Source organism: Nocardia sp. NPDC056000 (assembly GCF_042269265.1).
Taxonomy (GTDB): domain Bacteria; phylum Actinomycetota; class Actinomycetes; order Mycobacteriales; family Mycobacteriaceae; genus Nocardia.
This window is the reverse complement of the sequence record NZ_JBHJXS010000023.1, coordinates 1-18182: the sequence shown is the minus strand read 5'-3', so window position 1 is coordinate 18182 and position 18182 is coordinate 1. Positions and strand designations below refer to the sequence as shown.

Genomic DNA, 18182 nt, shown 5'->3' with positions numbered 1-18182 from the left:
CCTCGGAGCCCCCCGAACCCCGCATACCGGAGCCCACGCACGGCAATACCTTCTTCCACTACGCTGGGCTCCCGTGACCGTCGCATCCCCCTTCGATCTCATCGTCGTCGGCTCCGGCTTCTTCGGGCTGACCATCGCCGAACGCACCGCCAACCTGCTGGGCAAGCGGGTCCTGGTGGTCGAACGCCGCTACCACCTGGGTGGTAACGCTTATTCGGAGGCGGAGCCTGAGACCGGCATCGAAATCCACAAGTACGGTGCCCACCTTTTCCACACCTCCAACAAGCGGGTGTGGGACTACGTGAATCAGTTCACCGAGTTCACCGGCTACCAGCACCGCGTCTTCGCACTGCACAAGGGCCAGGCCTACCAATTCCCGATGGGACTGGGCCTGATCTCCCAGTTCTACGGCCGCTACTTCAGCCCGCAGGAAGCCCGCGCGCTGATCGCCGAGCAGGCCGCCGAAATCGACACCAAGAACGCCGCCAATCTCGAGGAGAAGGCGATCTCCCTGATCGGCCGTCCCCTCTACGAGGCGTTCATTCGCGACTACACCGCCAAGCAGTGGCAGACCGACCCCAAGAACCTGCCCGCCGGCAATATCACCCGACTGCCCGTGCGCTACAACTTCGACAACCGGTACTTCAACGACGCCTACGAGGGTCTGCCCAAGGACGGGTACACCGCCTGGCTGACCAAGATGGCCGAGAGCGATCTCATCGAGGTGCGCGTCGACACCGATTGGTTCGACGTCCGCGACGAGATCCGCGCACAGAACCCGGACGCCCCGGTCATCTACACCGGACCGCTGGACGCCTACTTCGACTACGCCGAAGGCGAACTCGGCTGGCGCACCATCGATTTCGAGACCGAGGTCTTGGAAACCGGTGACTTCCAGGGCACCTCGGTGATGAACTACAACGACGGCGACGTGTCCTACACCCGCATCATCGAGCCGCGCCACTTCCACCCCGAGCGTGACTACCCCACGGACAAGACGGTCATCATGCGCGAATACTCGCGCTTCGCCCAGACCGGCGATGAACCGTACTACCCGATCAACACCCCCGAGGACCGCGCCAAGGTGCTCGCCTACCGCGAGCGCGCCAAGGCCGAAACCGCTTCCGCCAAGGTGCTTTTCGGTGGACGCCTGGGCACCTACCAGTACCTGGACATGCATATGGCCATCGGTGCCGCGCTCAGCATGTTCGACAATGTGCTGCGCCCGCACCTGGAGTCCGGCGCACCCCTGGTGGACACCGCCGAATGACCGCACAAGCGACGCTGGAAGAGATGACCCCGGAAGAGTCCAACACCGCGACCCGCGCCAAATCGCTGCTGCAGCGCATCATCCTGCCGCGGCCGGGTGAGCCCCTCGATGTGCGCAAGCTGTACCTCGAGGAATCCGACACCAATGCCAAGCGGGCGCACGCGCCCACCCGGACCTCGCTGTCCATCGGCGCGGAGTCCGAGGTGTCGTTCTGCACCTACTTCAACGCCGTGCCCGCCAGTTACTGGCGGCGCTGGAGCATTCTCGAATCCGTGGTGCTGCGGCTGGAACTGTCCGGCCACGGCCGCGTGGACGTGTACCGCTCCAAGGCGGACGGTTCCCGAATCCACGTGCAGGGCTCTGAGTTCGGGGTGGATCCCGGCCAGAACCATGCCGGGATGACGGATGCTGATTTCGGTGCGCACGGGACCGGAGCCGTCGAGTTCGAGGTGGATCTGGGCCCGTTCGAGGACGGCGGCTGGATCTGGTTCGACATCACCACCGACAGCGCGGTCGAGGTGCGCAGCGGTGGCTGGTACGCGCCCATCGAGGCTCCGGGCGAGGGCAGCATCGCCGTCGGCATGCCCACCTTCAACCGGCCCACCGATGCGGTGAAAACCATTGCCGCGCTTGGCAATGACCCGCTCGTGCTGGAGAAGATCAAGGCCGTCATCATTCCGGATCAGGGCAATCGCAAGGTTGTCGACGAGCCCGGATTCGCCGAAGCCGCACTGCCCCTTGGTGATCGGCTCGCCATCCACAATCAGCCCAACCTGGGCGGGTCCGGTGGCTACAGCCGCGTCATGTACGAAGCGCTCAAGACCACCGATGCCGAGTACATCGTCTACATGGACGATGACATCGAGATCGAGCCGGACAGCATTCTGCGCGCGCTCGCGTTCTCGCGATTCGCCAAGTCCCCCATCCTGACCGGTGGGCAGATGCTCAACCTGCAGGAACGCTCGCACCTGCACGTCATGGGCGAGATCGTGGATCGGTCCATCTTCATGTGGACCGCGGCCCCGAATGTCGAGTACGACCACGACTTCTCGAAGAATCCGCTCAGCGACCGCGACAACTCCAAGTTGCTGCACCGCCGCATCGACGTGGACTTCAACGGCTGGTGGACCTGCGTCATCCCGCGTCAGGTCGCCGAGGAGCTCGGGCAGCCGCTGCCGCTGTTCCTCAAGTGGGACGATGCCGAATACGGTTTGCGCGCAAGGGATCACGGTTACCCGACCGTCACCCTGCCGGGCGCGGCCGTATGGCATATGGCGTGGAGCGACAAGGACGACGCCATCGACTGGCAGGCGTATTTCCACCTGCGCAATCGCCTGGTCGTAGCCTCGCTGCACCTGCCCAACGACGGCCGTCCGATGGTCATCAACACCATCAAGGCGACGCTGAAACACCTGCTGTGCCTGGAGTATTCGACGGTCGCCATTCAGAACGAGGCGATCCGCGACTACCTCGCCGGTCCGGACAAGCTGTTCGAACTGCTGCCGACCGCGCTCGGCAAGGTGCATGCCATGCGCAAGGAATACCCGGACGCGGTGGTCGTGCCGTCGTCGACCGATCTGCCGATGGCCAGCCGCGCCGAGGTCGGTGCGGTCGGCGAACCGGGCAACCCGCTCGCCAAGATCGTCCGCCTCGGCAAGGGCGTGGTGCACAACTTCCGCAAGGCCAACACCGCGCACCATGAGACCCCGCAGCTGAACGTCCCCACCCTGGACGCGCGCTGGTTCCTGCTGTCCCAGGTGGACGGCGTCACCGTCACCACCGCCGACGGCCGCGGCGTCGTCTACCGCAAGCGCGATCCGCGCAAGGCCGCCGAACTCTTCAAGGAGGCCATGCGCCTGCGCAAGGAGCTGGCCGAGCGCTTCCCCGAGGTGCGCGAGCAGTATCGTGCGGCGCATTCGCATCTCACCAGTAAGTCCGCGTGGGAGAACACCTTCGGGATCGACAACTCAGGGAACGGGAGCAAATGACCGCCAGCCAGGCCGCCGAGTCCGACCGCGGATTGCATGTGGTTCCGGACGCTCCGGCTCCGGCCGCCCCGCCCGAGGTGAAGATCCTGAACCTGGTGCAGGGCACCATCGGCCGCAATCCGGCGGTCATCAAGGCCGCGCGCGGTATGTCGCATTTCGGTGAGCATTCGCTCGGCTGGATCGGCATCGCCGCGGTCGGCGCGCTCGTGGACAAGCCGCGCCGCCGCGAATGGGCCGGGGTCGCCGTCGGCGCGTTCGGTGCGCACGCCGCCTCGGTGGTGATCAAGCGGGTTGTTCGCCGTCCGCGCCCGAATGATCCATCCGTGCAGGTCAACGTGTCGACGCCGAGCAAGCTGAGCTTCCCGTCCTCGCACGCGACATCAACGACGGCAGCGGCTGTGTTGCTCGGCAGGCTCACCGGGTTACCCTTGCCCGCGGTGCTCGTCCCGCCGATGCTGCTGTCCCGGGTCGTCCTCGGGGTGCATTACCCATCCGACGTGCTCGCCGGTTCCGCGCTGGGCGCCGCATCAGCCGCTGTAGTGCTTGCCGCCGAAAAGAGACTCGCGAAGTGACCGCGCAGGAAGAAAGAGCCCTTGTTGACATGAGCGAAGAGCCGACCAGCACCGAGCTGGACGAGGCGGTCGTCAAGGGACCGCCGAAGACGCTGGGCGGCGGCCTGATCAAGGCCATGCGCCCGCGTCAATGGGTCAAGAACGTGCTGGTGCTCGCCGCACCGCTGGCCGCGGGCAAGACCGCGGCCGGTGATCTGGTGCTCACCGACGCGTCCGTGCTCGGCCACGTCGCCATCGCGTTCGTGGTGTTCTGTATGGCGGCGTCGGGTATCTACCTGGTCAACGACGCGCTGGACGTGGAGGCCGACCGGGCCCACCCGACCAAGCGCTACCGGCCCATCGCCGCCGGTGTGGTGCCGGTGAATCTGGCCTACGGCCTGTCCGCGGTGCTGCTGGTGGCATCCATCGCGGGTTCGTTCCTCGCGTCCTGGCATCTGGCCGTGGTGATGTCGGTGTACATCGCCATCCAGCTCGCCTACTGCTTCGGCCTCAAGCATCAGGCCGTGCTCGATATCTGCATCGTCTCCTCCGGCTTCCTGCTGCGCGCGGTGGCCGGCGGCGCGGCCGCGGATATCAAGCTGTCCCAATGGTTCCTGCTCATCATGGCGTTCGGCTCGCTGTTCATGGCGGCCGGAAAGCGCTATGCGGAGCTGAAGATCGCGCTCGACACCGGCGCGAAGATCCGCAAGTCGCTGCAGTACTACACCGCGACCTACCTGCGTTTCGTCTGGACCGTCTCGGCCACCGCGGTGGTCGTGTTCTACGGGCTGTGGGCGTTCGAACAGGGCCGGGTCAAGGACACCGATTGGTTCGCGATCTCCATGATCCCGTTCACCATCGCGGTCCTGCGCTACGCGGTGGATGTGGACGGCGGCGAAGCCGGTGAACCCGAAGAGATCGCCCTGGGGGACCGGGTCCTCCAGTTCCTCGCAATCGCCTGGATCGGAGCGGTAGGTGTCGCTGTCTATCTCACCTGACGTGGTAGAGGGAGAAGAGCGAGAGGGGGGCGCGCCTACGGCACAATTGCCGCTCGGGCGCGCCCATCGGCGTGCGACGGATCCGTCCGCGCGCAGATTCTCGCGACTATCCCGCACCGTTTTCGTCGGTGGGATCGTGCTGACCGCGACCCTATTCGCGGCCGGAGGCTGGCAGCGGCGCTGGATCGCCGATGACGGCCTCATCGTGCTGCGCACGGTGCGAAACCTGATGGCGGGCAACGGCCCGGTATTCAATGCGGGTGAACGCGTCGAAACCAATACCAGCACCGCCTGGACCTATCTGGTCTGGTTCTTCAGCTGGCTGACCGATCTGCGGCTGGAGTACGTGGTGCTCGGCATCGCGCTCACGCTGTCGGTGCTGGCCATCGTCTTCGCCATGCTCGGTGCGGCCCGGTTGTGGGGCGGCACCGGATCGGCGCTGCTGCTTCCGGCCGGTGCGCTGGTCTACATCGCGGTGCCCCCGGCCCGCGACTACGCCACCTCGGGTCTGGAGTCCAGCCTGGTCATCGCCTATCTGGCGGTGCTGTGGTACTTGCTGATTCGCTGGAGTCAGGCCGAACGGGTCCGGCTGCCAGGGTTTTTCGGCCTGGTGTTCTTCGCCGGGTTGGCGCCGCTGATCCGCCCGGAGATGACCCTGGTTGGCGCGCTGGCGCTGCTGATGATCTTCTGCGCGCCGCTGCCGGAGACCCGGCTGCGGCCGATCGTGTTCCGCGCGCTCATCGTCGCGGTCGCGGGGCTGGTGCCGATCGTCTACCAGGTGTGGCGGATGGGCTATTACGGTCTGCCGTACCCGAATACGGCCGTGGCCAAGGACGCGGGCGGCGCGAAGTGGAAGCAGGGTTTCGTCTACCTGTGGAATTTCGCCGGACCGTATTGGCTGCTGATTCCGCTGGCGCTGCTCGCGGTCGCCGCGGCGTTCGCGGTGTGGTCGGGACGCGCAGACGACGAGACCGGTCGGCACGCCGTTGATGACGACGAGACGGCCGGAACGCCGGACAAGAGCTGGCGCACTCGGATTCACCGCTTCAGCGTATGGCTGCACACCCCCGCCGCCGTGGTCGCGCTCATGGTCGGCAGCGGTCTGCTGCTGACCGTCTACGAGATCCGCGTCGGTGGCGACTTCATGCACGGCCGCATGCTGCTGCCGCAGCTGTTCTGCCTCATCCTGCCGGTGGCCGTGCTGCCGATTCGGATACCGCGCGGCCTGTTCGCCGGTACCCGCGAAATGCGCCGCCGGGATTGGGCTTTCGTGGTGGTGCTGGCCGGATTCCTGGGTACGGCGGGCTGGGCGCTGTTCGCGGCCAACACCACCGCCATCACCACCGGAACCAAGATCAGCTCCACCGGCATCGTGGACGAGCGGATCTACTACGTCCTCAATACCGGTCACGATCATCCGATCCGCGCCGAGGACTACCTGGACTATCCGCGCATGCGCGCCATGGTCCGCGATATCGCCAACACCCCCGACGGCGGCCTGCTGCTGAATTCGCCGTCCTTCATGTTCTGGTACATCGCACCGCCGCCGGAGCCCATCGCCCCGGGCGGCAACGGACATACCGTGTTCTTCCTGAATCTCGGCATGACCAGCATGAACGTTCCGCTGAGCGTGCGCGTCATCGATCAGATGGGGCTGGCGTATCCGCTTGCGGCGCATACCGAACGGCTCGAGGACGGCCGCATCGGCCATGACAAGAACCTCTACCCGGACTGGGTCGTGGTGGACGCGGGCATGGTGGATAGGCATCCGTGGCTGCCCTGGTACATGGACGACAAGTGGGTGGCGCAGGCGCGGGTCGCGCTGAGCTGCCCGGCCACCCAGGACCTGCTGTCCTCCTCGCGATCGCCGCTGACCTTCGATCGCTGGCGGCACAATGTGATGCAGTCGCTGGGCTTCTCGAAGTACCGGATCGATCGGGTGCCCAAGTACGAGATCGAACGGTGCGGTCTGGTCGATCCGACGTTGCCGCCGCGATAGTACCGGCGGTTGAACACGGTTCGACGGCAGTGGAATAACACAGTTCCGCGGTCTAAGTGACCGGTTTGCAACGTTTTTGAGTTAAGCCATCTCGTTTTGGTAACGCCGGCAGGGCCGTTCCGCGATACGCTCATCGAGTACACGCGGAGCGGCCCATTTTGTTGTGTCGCAACGATTGTCGCTGGACGCGTTCGGGCATCTCCGGCTCAGGGGGGCTCGGGTGCATGGACGAAAGGCCGGACGGAGTATGCGAGGCTTGACTGTGCGTGGAACGCGGCCGATTCGGGCGCAGCGGAGACGTTCGAGATCTTCCGGCTGGCTGAGAAGATCGGCGCTGGGCCTGGCCATAGCGGCATTGCTACCGTTCGGGGTGTCGGTGGCAGGAGTCCAGGGAATCGAGGGAACCGCGCAGGCCGCGTTCAATCCCGACGGCTTCGATTTCTGGGTCGAGTCCAGCGCCGGCATGGGTCCGATAAAGAACCGCATCTTCCGTGCGGCGGACGGCAATACGAGTCGAGTGGTGTACATGCTCGACGGCGAGCGGGCGCGTGACGATCTCAACGGCTGGGAGGTCGACACCAATGTGTCGCGAGCGCTGACCGCCGCCAATATCAATGTGGTCATGCCGATCGGTGGCCAATCCAGCTGGTACGCGGACTGGAACGCACCCAGCACCGTCGCCGGTGTACCCGCGGGCACCGGATCCACCACCGGTTCGGGCGCGTTCGATCTGTTCAACGGCGGCCCGGGCAAGAGCTACCGCTACACCTGGGAAACCTTCCTGACCAAGGATCTTCGCAACGCGCTGAGTGGCCGTCTCGGTTTCCAGACCACCCGAATGGGTGTCGTCGGACTGTCCATGAGTGGTTCCGCCGCATTGACCCTGGCCGCGTACTACCCGGACATGTTCCGCTATGCCGGGTCGTTCTCCGGTCTGCTGAATCTGTCCGCTCCCGGTATGCGGGAGGCGGTCCGCGTCGCCATGCTCGATGCGGGCGGGTACAACGTCGATGCCATGGCGCCGCCGTGGGGTCCGCAGTGGTTGCGGATGGATCCCTTCGTCTCCGCACCGCGGTTGAAGGCCAACAACACTCGGCTCTGGATCGCGGCGGCCAGTGGTCTCCCGGGCGCCGGTGACATCACCGGGCTCATGTCGATCGTGCAGGGCATGCCGATCGAGACCATCGCGATGATCAACACGCGGTCGTTCCAGGTGCGAATGGCCAGTCTCGGCTACGGCAATGTGACGTACGACTTCCCGATTCTGGGTGTACACAATTGGAAGAACTGGGAGAACGAGCTCAACCGGATGCTTCCGGATCTCTCGGCCAATATCGGCTGATTTCGTTTCCAGCACGAAACCTTCGGGGCCCCACGGTGATTCACCGTGGGGCCTTCGTCATGTCCCCGGCATCTCGATGCCCCCGGATGCTGAAGGTGTGCGAGGGGTTCGTGCGGCTGATGGTGATGAGCGATACCGGTGATCAGCAGCGTGAAACTTTGTGCCTCTCCTTGTATTGACCAGCGGGTATTCGACATAAATCGCGATTCAGTGGTCCCGGTCACATATATATCGATCTGATAACGCCTGGTTAGCCAACGCACGATAGGGTGCCCGAGACGCCCACCGCGGTCACAAGCACGCCGTGGACACGACAATGCGAAAGGCCGTACGGGAATATGCGAGGCGAGCAGGATAGACGTCGGAGATCGAGCGGCGGATGGTTGAAGAAGTCGGTACTCGGAGTGTCGATGGCTCTGCTGCTGCCGTTCGGGGTGTCGGCGGCAGGCGTGGGGGCGGGCACGGCGAACGCCGCGTTCGATCCGTCCGCCTTCGATTTCTGGGTCGATTCGTCCACCGGTATGGGTCCGATCAAGTCCCGCATCTTCCGTGCGGCTGACGGCAACACCTCGCGCGTCGTGTACGCGCTCGACGGTATGCGTGCCCGCACGGACCTCAATGGCTGGGAGAACGACACCGATGTCGCGCGTGCGCTCACCGCCGCGAACATCAATGTCGTCATGCCGGTTGGCGGCGAGTCGAGCTTCTACGCCGATTGGGCCGCGCCGAGCACCTTCCTCGGCGTCCCCGGCGGCACCGGCTCGGGGTCGCTGTCCTCCTCCGGTTCCGCCGCGGGCTCCTCATCGGGTTCGGGCGCCTTCCAGCTCATGGCCGGTGGTCCGGGCAAGAGCTACCGCTACACCTGGGAGACCTTCCTCACCCGGGATCTGCGCAACGCGCTGCGCGACCGCTTGGGCTTCAGTACGACCCGCAACGGTGTCTTCGGTCTGTCCATGGGCGGCTCTGCCGCGCTAACCCTGGCCGCCTACAACCCGGACCAGTTCAGCTATGCGGGTTCCTTCTCCGGCTACCTGAACGTTTCCGCGCCCGGCATGCGCGAGGCGCTGCGCCTGGCCATGGTGGACGCCGGCGGCTACAACATCGACTCGATGGCGCTGCCGTGGAGCCCGGCGTGGTTGCGCATGGACCCGTTCGTGTTCGCGCCGCTGCTCAAGAACAACAACACCCGGCTGTGGGTGTCCGCCGCCAGTGCCATCCCGGGTCCGGGTGATGTCTCGGGTGTCATGTCGGTTATCCAGGGCATGCCGCTCGAGGCGCTGGCGCTGGCCAACACCCGGGCCTTCCAGGTGCGGATGGCCTCCATCGGCGCGGGCAATGTCACCTTCGACTTTCCCGCCACCGGTGTCCACAACTGGAATAATTGGGCCGCCGAGGTCTATCGGATGATTCCGGACCTCTCCAACAACATCGGTTAGATCGCGACACACCCTTAACACGCCCGGTTGGTCATCCGATAGTTGCCTCGCATCGAAGAAGATCAGTTGTTCAAGGATCGGTTGTGCTCCAACGAGAGGGCTAGGTCGATGCGAGGTACGGGCGTTAAAAGGGTGGTCCTGGCAGTAGCGTCGATACTTTTGCTGCCTTTGGGCGTGACAGTGGTCGGATCCCCGCCCGCTACCGCGGCCTTCACGCCGGCGGCTTTCGACTTCTGGGTCGACTCTCCGGTCATGGGTCCGATCAAGACGCGGGTTCTGCGCGCGGCCGACGGCAATACCGATCGGGTGGTCTACGCCCTGGACGGGCAGCGTGCCACCGAGCTCCTGAACGGCTGGGAGAACGACACCAACGTCGCCGACGTGCTGGCGAGCTGGAATATCAATGTGGTCATGCCGGTCGGCGGCGAGTCCAGTTTCTACGCCGACTGGGCCGCGCCGAGTTCGTTCTTCGGTCTTCCGGCGGGAGCGGGTTCCTCGGCGCCCAATACCGGTTCGGGCGCGACCGAGGCGCTGGGCGGGGGTCCGGGGAAGAGCTACCGGTACGACTGGGAGACCTTCCTGACCGATCAGCTGCGCTGGGCATTGCGTGATCGATTGGGCTTCAACCCCAATCGCAATGGCGTCTTCGGTCTTTCCATGGGCGGCTCGGCGGCTCTGACGCTGGCCGCGTATCACCCCGATCAGTTCAGCTATGCGGGCTCGTTCTCCGGCTATCTGAACATCTCGGCACCGAGCATGCGTGAGCTCATTCGAGTCGCCATGGTCGATGCGGGCGGATACAACGTCGACTCCATGGCGCCGCCGTGGGGTCCGCAGTGGCTGCATATGGACCCGTTCGTCTTCGCCCCGACCCTGATCGCCAACAACACCCGTCTGTGGATCGCGGCCGGCAGTGGTACACCGATGGACGCGGATCTGAACATTCCGATCGGTGCCGCCGCCGATCGCCTGGTCCGAGGTGCGCCGCTGGAAACGTTGGCGCTGGCCAACACCCGCGCATTCCAGGCCCAGATGAATTTCCTCGGGGCCCGGAATGTCGTCTACTCCTTCCCGCCCCAGGGCTTGCACGCCTGGACCAACTGGCAGGAAGAGGCGTATCGCATGATTCCGGATATGTCCGCGAATATCGGCTGATCGCACCGCGATCAGGGTTCAGTGCCCGGGCGCCCAATCGATCGACACCTTCAAACTGGTGTAACCCTGTACGAGATTCGACCGCATCCAGGTCGGCGGAGTCGCGACCTGGATGCGGTCGATCTGTTCCCGCAGGCCGCCCAGCAGCGAGGCCAGTTCCAGGCGGGCCATCGCGGCACCGAGGCAGTGGTGCGGGCCGGTGCCGAAACCCAGGTGCCGGTTGGGCTTTCGATCCGGCACCAGCGCGTTCGCATTGTCGAAGACGCGTGCGTCGCGATTGGCGGCGGGCAGCCACACCACCACGGCCTCGCCTTCGCGGATCGGCTGGGCGCCGATCGTGGTGTCTTCGGTGGCGACGCGGAGCACGTGGGCGGCGGGGGTGATCCAGCGGATCAATTCCTCCACGGTCGGGGCAATCGAATCGGGTTCGTCGCGCAGCGCGTGCCAGGCTTCCGGATGCGTTCCGAGGGCATGGAACAGGCCGGTCACCGCGTGCCGGGTGGTCTCGTTGCCGCCGATGAGGACGTTATCGCAATTGATGACGATATCGTCGGCGCCGAGTCCGCTCGACAGCAGCGCGCTGATCAGATCGTCGGCGGGGTGGTCCTCGCGGTCGGCGATCAATTGATAGAAGTAGAAGAGAATCTCGGTGTGAGCTTCGGACGAGGTCATCTTATCGAACGTCGGTTCGTGCCCGCCGAAGGCGTGATTGGTGAGCTTGATCAGGAATTCGCGGTCGCTCTCTGGAACGCCGATGATTTCGCAGACCACCGCGGCCGGTAGCCGCGGGCCGATATCGATCGCGATATCGGTGGCCGAGTCGTCACGCAATCGCTCGATGATATGGGTGATCTCTTGTCCCAGTACCGATTCCAGCGACGGTTCGCGCAGCCTGGACATAAACGGCGTGATCAGCCTGCGCAGATCGGTGTGTTTCGGCCCGTCGGTCGTCACCAGCATGCGGCCGCCGGAATTATCGCGGTGAGTGGCGTCGAATCCGATCATCATGCCGTACTCGGAGGTGAAAGGCGCTTTGGGCGACAGCACGGCAGCACTGTCGCGGTGGGAGAACACCGACCAGAATCCGCTGGGAGACAGGCCGGGCTCGCTCCATACGACCGCGTCGGACTGCGAATACTCGTGCCACATGGTGTAGCGATCGGTGCTGGTGTAGAGGTCCGGATTTGCCAGGTCCATCTTCGGGAAGGTCTCCAATCGGATTCAACTGCCGACCCGGCTGCACCGGTCGGCGGGGATCGTACCCCCGTTCCGGAAACAGGGGCCAGCCTGCAGAAGGCGAATCATGGTCCACTGCAAGAGAAATCGTGTGGTAGGCGGTTAAGTCCATGGTGCCCAAGGTATTCCGATCCAGCTGGATCAAACCGTTGTTCTGATAGGTACGTCACCGGCGGGTGACTTCTCGTAGGTTGCCGGAGGTTTTCGGAGCCGCCGCGATTTGGCCCCGGAGCGATCCGATCTCGGAATACGCAGTGGCTGAGATGAATTCAGCACCCCTCCAGCTACCGGTAGCTGGAGGGTTCCGGCTAGGTGGCGGACCGCCCCGGGCCCTCGTCGATGTTGGCAGGAGCGGAGTGCTGGGCTACGGTGGGGTGCAGTTTGAAGGGAGTGGGGAATGCTGTGGATCTGAGCCTGTTCTATTTCAGTAGCGCTACAGGCGGTACTGATGGCTACAGATTGCTGCTGGATGGCGCGCGATTCGCAGATAGCAATGGGCTATCGGCAGTATGGACACCGGAACGGCACTTCCATAGTTTCGGGGGGATCTTTCCGAATCCAGCGGTGACTTCGGCGGCAGTCGCGGCCATTACCGAACGTATCGCGGTGCGGGCGGGCAGCGTTATCGCGCCATTGCACAATCCGCTGCGCATTGCCGAAGACTGGGCAATGATCGACAATCTGTCCAATGGTCGAGCCGGGGTGGCTTTCGCATCCGGCTGGCATGCACAAGATTTCATTATCAACCCCGGCGCGTATGCGGATCGCAGAGAATCCGTCACCGCTACCGCCGATAAAGTCCGGCGGTTGTGGAGCGGGGAGCCCGCAACCGGAATCGATGGTGTCGGTACCGACATCGAGGTCATCGTCCACCCCGATCCGATACAGCGGGACATTCCCATCTGGCTCACCAGCGGCGGCAGCGTGGAAACGTTCGCGGCCGCGGGCAAGCACGGGTACGGCGTCCTGACACATCTGATCGGCCAGAACCTGACCGGGCTGGCGGAGAAGATCGCGGTCTATCGGGAGGGGCTCGCACAGTGCGAGTCCGAGCAGCGTAACGCCAGTGTTGTGGTTATGCTGCACACCTTTCTGGGCGATGACCGGGACACTGTCCGCGAGCTCGTGCGCGAACCGTTCAGCGTGTATCTGCTGGACTCCTTCGATCTGATCGCCCGCGCGGTGCAACTGGCCGGCGGTGCGGAATTCTCCCGGGATATCGACTCGCTGTCGCCCGATGACATCGCGAGCATGGTCGATTTCGCTTTCGACCGTTACTTCGACAGCAGCGCATTGTTCGGGACCATCGACGACGCCGTGGATATGTGCGACCAGCTGGCCGACATAGGCGTCGATGAGGTCGCCTGTCTGGTCGATTTCGGGGTGGATCCCGCGCTCGTGCGCGATTCCTTCGGCTATATCGCCGATCTCAACAAAATCATTCAATCCTGATAGTAGGCAAGCGCTGTCCCGGCCGGCCTCGATAGTCGGCGACCGCCTCCCTTGCCACCTGCCCGGTGCGGCTCGAGTGCGAAGTCGTGCGTCTTTGAGGAATTAGCGTGAAGCGTACTGAGAACGCGGACATCGACCTATCGGCACTGCAGCAGGAACTCTGGCTCCGTCAGATCATGCAGCCTGACACCGCAATTACGATAGCCCAGTATCTCGATATCGAGGGCGAATTCGAGATATCGCTGTTGGAACGGGCGCTGTTGTTGTCCGCCGAGGAATTCGGCTCATTCCGTATGTCTTTGCGTTTTCCGGGGGCGGATCAGGACCCGGACGCGGCGCCGCGAGTGGTGCTCGGCGAGCACGCGACCTACCGGTTCGAGGTGGTCGATCTCGCGGCCGAGGACGATCCAGCGACCGCCGCGCAATCATTTATGCGCGCGAGAGTCGTTGCGGGACTGGATGTTCGGGGAACCGACGTGGTCGACATGGTGGTACTGCGGCTGGGTGCGCAGCGCTGGTTCTGGTTCATGCAGGCGCACCACATCGCGCTCGACGGTTATGCGGGTATGACGGTGGCGACCCGGGTGGCCGAGATCTACCGGCGGATTGCCGCCGGAGAAGAAGTGACGACGACCCGGCGTGATGATCTGCGCGTTCTGCTCGAGTCCGAGCAGACCTATGCCGGCACCGCCGCACAGGAGCGCGATCGGCGCTACTGGCAGGATCGGGCCGCTGATATCCGTACTGCGGTGTCCGCCTTGCCTATTCCCGGCGACACCACCCCGGATCCGCTCGCCAGCGTCGCGACCGCGGAATTCTCGGCCGCGGTGCTGCCGACGCGTGCGGACGCCGAACGCAGCGGCGCGGCCCGGCTGCTGTCCACCGAATCGACCCTGGTGTCCGCGGTCGGCTTGTACCTGGCGGCGTTGTCCGGGGAGCCCGCGTTCCGATTCAGCGTGCCGGTCACGGCCCGGCTGTCCCCGACGGCCAAGAAATCCTCCGGGGCCACCTCGAATGTGCTCCCCGTACTGGTCCAGCGGGATCCGGTGGCGACCGTTTCCGAAGCCTTCGGTGCTGTCGAGACCGAGCTCTTTTCCGGGCTGATGCATCAGCGGCTGCGCGCCGCGGAGATCCTGTCGCAGTTGGGGATCGAGGACGGCGGCTTCGGATCGGTGTACGGGCCGATCGTCAATGTGCTGCTGGTGGATTCGGCCCTGGATCTCGGCATGGCGCGGGGTGAGTTCAATATTCTGACCACGGGTCCGGTGGGTGGGCTCTCGGTCGTGGTCACCTACTGCGACCATCGGAACTCGGTTCGCCTGGTACTGGAGGCGAATTCGTCGGTGGTGGCCGCGGCGGATCTGCAGGGCCTGGCCGACGGTTGCGCCGATTTCATCGTGCGGCTGCTGAAATCGGTGGTGACAACGCCGGATCGGCCGATGTCCGAACTATTACCGCTGTCTTCCGAGCAGTGGCGGCAGGTGGTGCTGGGCTGGAACGACACCACCCGGGAGGTGCCGCCGCGCACCCTGCCGGAGCTGATCGGCGCGCAGATCGAGCGTGTCCCCGAGTCCGTGGCGATCGAATACGCCGGCGGGCGGCTGACCTACGGCGAACTGGACGACGCTTCGAATCGGTTGGCGCGCTTGCTGATAGCGCGCGGGATCGGTCCGGAATCATTCGTAGCCCTGTTGCTGCCCAGGTCAGACCGGCTGATCGTGGCCATGCTGGCGGTGCTAAAGGCCGGCGGGGCGTACCTGCCCGTCGATCCGGAGTATCCGGTGGACCGGATCGGATTCATGCTCACCGATGCCGCGCCGCGGCTGGCGCTCACCGACATCGGTACCGCGCGACTGGGCGCCGGAACCGGCGTCGAGGCGATCGTGCTCGATGCCCCCGAGGTGATTTCCGAACTGGCAGCGGCGAGTTCGGTGCCACTCGGCGCCGTCGACCTGCGTGCGCCGCTTGATCCGGACCATCCCGCCTACGTCATCTACACCTCGGGTTCCACGGGCGTGCCGAAGGGCGTCGTCATCACGCATGGGAATATCGTCAACAACCTGGTCTGGGCGCGGAATACGCTGGGCGACGGGTTCTTCGAGCGTGCGCTGGCCGCGACGTCGGTGAGTTTCGACATGTCGTCGTTCGAGATCTGGGGGCCGCTGACCACCGGCGGCCGCGCCCATCTGGTTCCGAACATCCTCGCTCTCGGGGACGGAACCACCGAGGATCTCGAGTTCACCTTCGTCAATGCCGTGCCCTCGGCTTTCGGTCAGCTGGGGGAGCGGGGACCGCGGGCCCGCCGCATCGGCAATTTCGTCTTCGCGGGTGAGGCATTGCCGCGCGCCCTGGCCGATGATGTGCTGCGGCGTGCCCCGGGCGCCCGGATCGTCAATGCCTACGGTCCGACCGAAGCGTTCATCGACACCGCGGCCGTGATTACGCAACCGCTGGTCGGCGCCCCGGTCACGATCGGCGCACCGGTGTGGAATACCCGGACCTACGTGCTCGATACCGCGCTGCGCCCGGTGCCGCCTGGTGTGGTGGGTGAGCTGTACATCGGTGGCGCGCAGGTGGCGCGCGGCTATCTCGGCCGCGCCGCGCTGACCGCGGCGCGATTCGTGGCCGATCCGTTCGGTACGGGCGGCCGACTGTACCGAACCGGTGATCTGGTGCGCTGGAACACTTCCGGCGAGCTCGAGTATCTGGGCCGTGGCGATGATCAGGTCAAGATTCGCGGCGTCCGAATCGAACTCGGCGAGGTCGAGGCGGCCTTGGGCGCCTGCTCGGGAGTGGCACGGGCGGTCGTGGCGGTGCGCGCCGACGGTGACGGCGCCCGGCGGTTGGTCGGATACGTCCTCGCCGAGAGCGGTGTGGTGCTCGACGGTGCACGTCTGCGCACCGAGCTGAGCGGGGTGCTGCCGGGGCATATGGTTCCCGCGGTCGTGCTGCCGCTGGATCTGCTGCCGCTGACACCCAATGGGAAGGTCGATCGCCGGGCGCTGCCCGATCCCGACTTCGGGGCGCTGGTGTCCGCACGCGCGCCGCGTACCGCGCACGAGGAATTGCTGTGCGACCTGTTCGCGGAGATCCTGGGCTTGGCGCGGGTCGGCATCGACGATTCGTTCTTCGATCTCGGCGGGCAGTCTCTGCTCGGCGCGCGACTTATCGGCCGTGTGCGGTCGGTGCTCGGGGTGGCGCTGACAGTTCGTGATCTCTTCGACGCGCCGACGGTGGTCGCGCTGGCCGCGCGCCTGGGTGCCGGCGCACGCGCGACTGGATGGCCCGCATTGACCCCGACGGTGCGCCGGGACCCGGTACCGCTGTCGTTCGGGCAGAACCGGCTGTGGGTGCTGAACCGACTCGAAACCGATTCCGCCGCATACAATCTGCCGATTGTGCTGCGTCTGCGCGGTGCGCTGGACGCGGAGTCGCTGGAGCGGGCGCTGCTGGATTTGGTCGGCAGGCACGAATCGTTGCGGTCGGTCTTCCCGGAGTCCGACGGCACACCCCGGCAGCAGGTGGTGTCGCTGCCGGAACTGGTCGGCTGGTGGGAGTTCGCCACCGAGCGCCTGCCCGCGGACCGAATCGAGGCGTGGGTAGCCGATTTCGCGGCTCGTGGCTTCGATCTGACCCGCGAATTGCCGGTGCGGCTCGGTGCCGCGGAGGTATCACCGTCCGCCGAATCGGGCACCGGAACAAGGGAATTCGTTCTTGTCGCGGTACTGCACCATATTGCCGCCGACGGCTGGTCCATGGCGCCCTTCGCGCGCGATCTGACAACGGCGCTGGCGGCACGGCTGGCCGGCACCGCACCGGACTGGCATGAATTGCCGGTGCAGTACCCGGATTTCGCGCTGTGGCAGCGTCAGGTGCTGGGTTCCGGTCACGATTCCGGCAGCGAGATGTTCCGGCAGCTGGCGTATTGGCGGAACGCGCTGGCCGATCTTCCGGTCGAATCGGTATTGCCCACCGATCGGCTACGTCCGGCCACACCGTCCTACCGGGGCGCGGAGGTGAGCATCGAGCTCACGGCGCCGGTGCATCGGGAGTTGCTGGCGCTGGCTCGATCCCGTGGAACGACCGCGTTCATGGTCTTGCACGCGGCGGTGTCGGTGCTGCTGTCCAAGCTGGGTGCGGGTGCCGATGTCGTGGTGGGCACGCCGATCGCGGGCCGTGGTGACGCGGCGCTCGACGATCTGGTCGGCTTCTTCCTGAACATGCTGGTATTGCGGACCGATCTATCCGGTGATCCGTCCTTCGATGAGTTGCTGGCGCGTACCAGGGTGGTGGATCTGGCCGCCTACGAGCATTCGGATGTGCCCTTCGAACTGCTGGTGGAGACGCTGAATCCGGAGCGTTCGCTGCACCGGCACCCGCTGTTCCAGACCATGCTGGTGCTGCAGAACAACGCCGAGCCGGAGCTGTCGCTGCCGGGCGTTGACATCGCGGTGGAGCCGGTGCGGGCGCATACCACCAAGCTCGATCTGGAATTCGATCTCACCGAACGGTTCGACGCGGACCGCTCCTGCCGGGGCATTACCGGTGTGCTGCGGTACTCGTCGGACCTGTTCGACGCGCAGACCGCGGAACTGCTCGCAGCGCGCCTGGTGCGCGTGGTGGAAGCGGTGATCGCGGCGCCGGATACGCCGCTCTCCCGGGTGTCGCTGTTGTCCGCGGTGGAGCGGCATCGTGTGTTGGAGGTGTGGAACGATACGCGGCGTCCGGTGGTGGGGGGGTTGTTGCCGGAGTTGT

The 18182-nt window shown here is 65.2% G+C and carries 11 protein-coding genes; 10 read left to right on the top strand and 1 reads right to left on the bottom strand.

Annotation, left to right across the window (positions count from 1 at the left end; all coding sequences use genetic code 11):
* Positions 1-73 precede the first annotated feature (73 nt).
* The 8 genes from glf (at position 74) to ACFC4D_RS44495 (ending at position 10739) form a co-directional block, all read left to right on the top strand.
* Positions 74-1270 carry a UDP-galactopyranose mutase gene (gene glf / locus ACFC4D_RS44530; RefSeq protein WP_375961812.1) on the top strand — a complete coding sequence of 399 codons (1197 nt, stop codon included), beginning with the start codon at positions 74-76 and terminating at the stop codon, positions 1268-1270.
* 23 nt (positions 1271-1293) lie between these two features.
* Positions 1294-3258 carry a glycosyltransferase gene (locus tag ACFC4D_RS44525; RefSeq protein ID WP_376072909.1) on the top strand — a complete coding sequence of 655 codons (1965 nt, stop codon included), beginning with the start codon at positions 1294-1296 and terminating at the stop codon, positions 3256-3258.
* Positions 3255-3830 (top strand): phosphatase PAP2 family protein, encoded by a 576-nt coding sequence (locus ACFC4D_RS44520; protein ID WP_364637108.1) that lies wholly within the window; start codon positions 3255-3257, stop codon positions 3828-3830. Before ACFC4D_RS44525 ends, ACFC4D_RS44520 begins: the two co-directional genes overlap by 4 nt.
* Positions 3831-3859: 29 nt before the next feature.
* Complete coding sequence (locus ACFC4D_RS44515; RefSeq protein WP_364637111.1) at positions 3860-4807, top strand: decaprenyl-phosphate phosphoribosyltransferase; 948 nt, start codon at positions 3860-3862, stop codon at positions 4805-4807.
* Positions 4785-6806, top strand: a complete 2022-nt coding sequence (gene zomB, locus ACFC4D_RS44510; protein WP_376072769.1) for a flagellar motor control protein ZomB — start codon at positions 4785-4787, stop codon at positions 6804-6806. Before ACFC4D_RS44515 ends, zomB begins: the two co-directional genes overlap by 23 nt.
* 247 nt (positions 6807-7053) lie before the next feature.
* Positions 7054-8148 carry an alpha/beta hydrolase gene (locus tag ACFC4D_RS44505; RefSeq protein ID WP_376072766.1) on the top strand — a complete coding sequence of 365 codons (1095 nt, stop codon included), beginning with the start codon at positions 7054-7056 and terminating at the stop codon, positions 8146-8148.
* Between the two features lie 410 nt (positions 8149-8558).
* Positions 8559-9584, top strand: a complete 1026-nt coding sequence (locus tag ACFC4D_RS44500) for an alpha/beta hydrolase (RefSeq protein WP_376072763.1) — start codon at positions 8559-8561, stop codon at positions 9582-9584.
* Between the two features lie 108 nt (positions 9585-9692).
* Positions 9693-10739 carry an alpha/beta hydrolase gene (locus ACFC4D_RS44495; protein ID WP_376072760.1) on the top strand — a complete coding sequence of 349 codons (1047 nt, stop codon included), beginning with the start codon at positions 9693-9695 and terminating at the stop codon, positions 10737-10739.
* Positions 10740-10757: 18 nt separating this feature from the next.
* Here ACFC4D_RS44495 and ACFC4D_RS44490 read toward each other — a convergent pair whose 3' ends face one another.
* Positions 10758-11936, bottom strand: a complete 1179-nt coding sequence (locus ACFC4D_RS44490) for a cytochrome P450 (protein ID WP_376072757.1) — start codon at positions 11934-11936, stop codon at positions 10758-10760.
* A 441-nt stretch (positions 11937-12377) separates the two neighbouring features.
* Here ACFC4D_RS44490 and ACFC4D_RS44485 point away from each other — a divergent pair, with 441 nt between their 5' ends.
* Together ACFC4D_RS44485 and ACFC4D_RS44480 are read left to right on the top strand one after the other, a co-directional pair.
* Positions 12378-13427, top strand: coding sequence for a MupA/Atu3671 family FMN-dependent luciferase-like monooxygenase (locus ACFC4D_RS44485; RefSeq protein ID WP_376072754.1), 1050 nt, complete (start codon positions 12378-12380; stop codon positions 13425-13427).
* Positions 13428-13534: 107 nt separating this feature from the next.
* Positions 13535-18182, top strand: a 4648-nt coding sequence (locus ACFC4D_RS44480; protein ID WP_376072751.1) for an amino acid adenylation domain-containing protein, incomplete at its 3' end; no start/stop codon positions are given.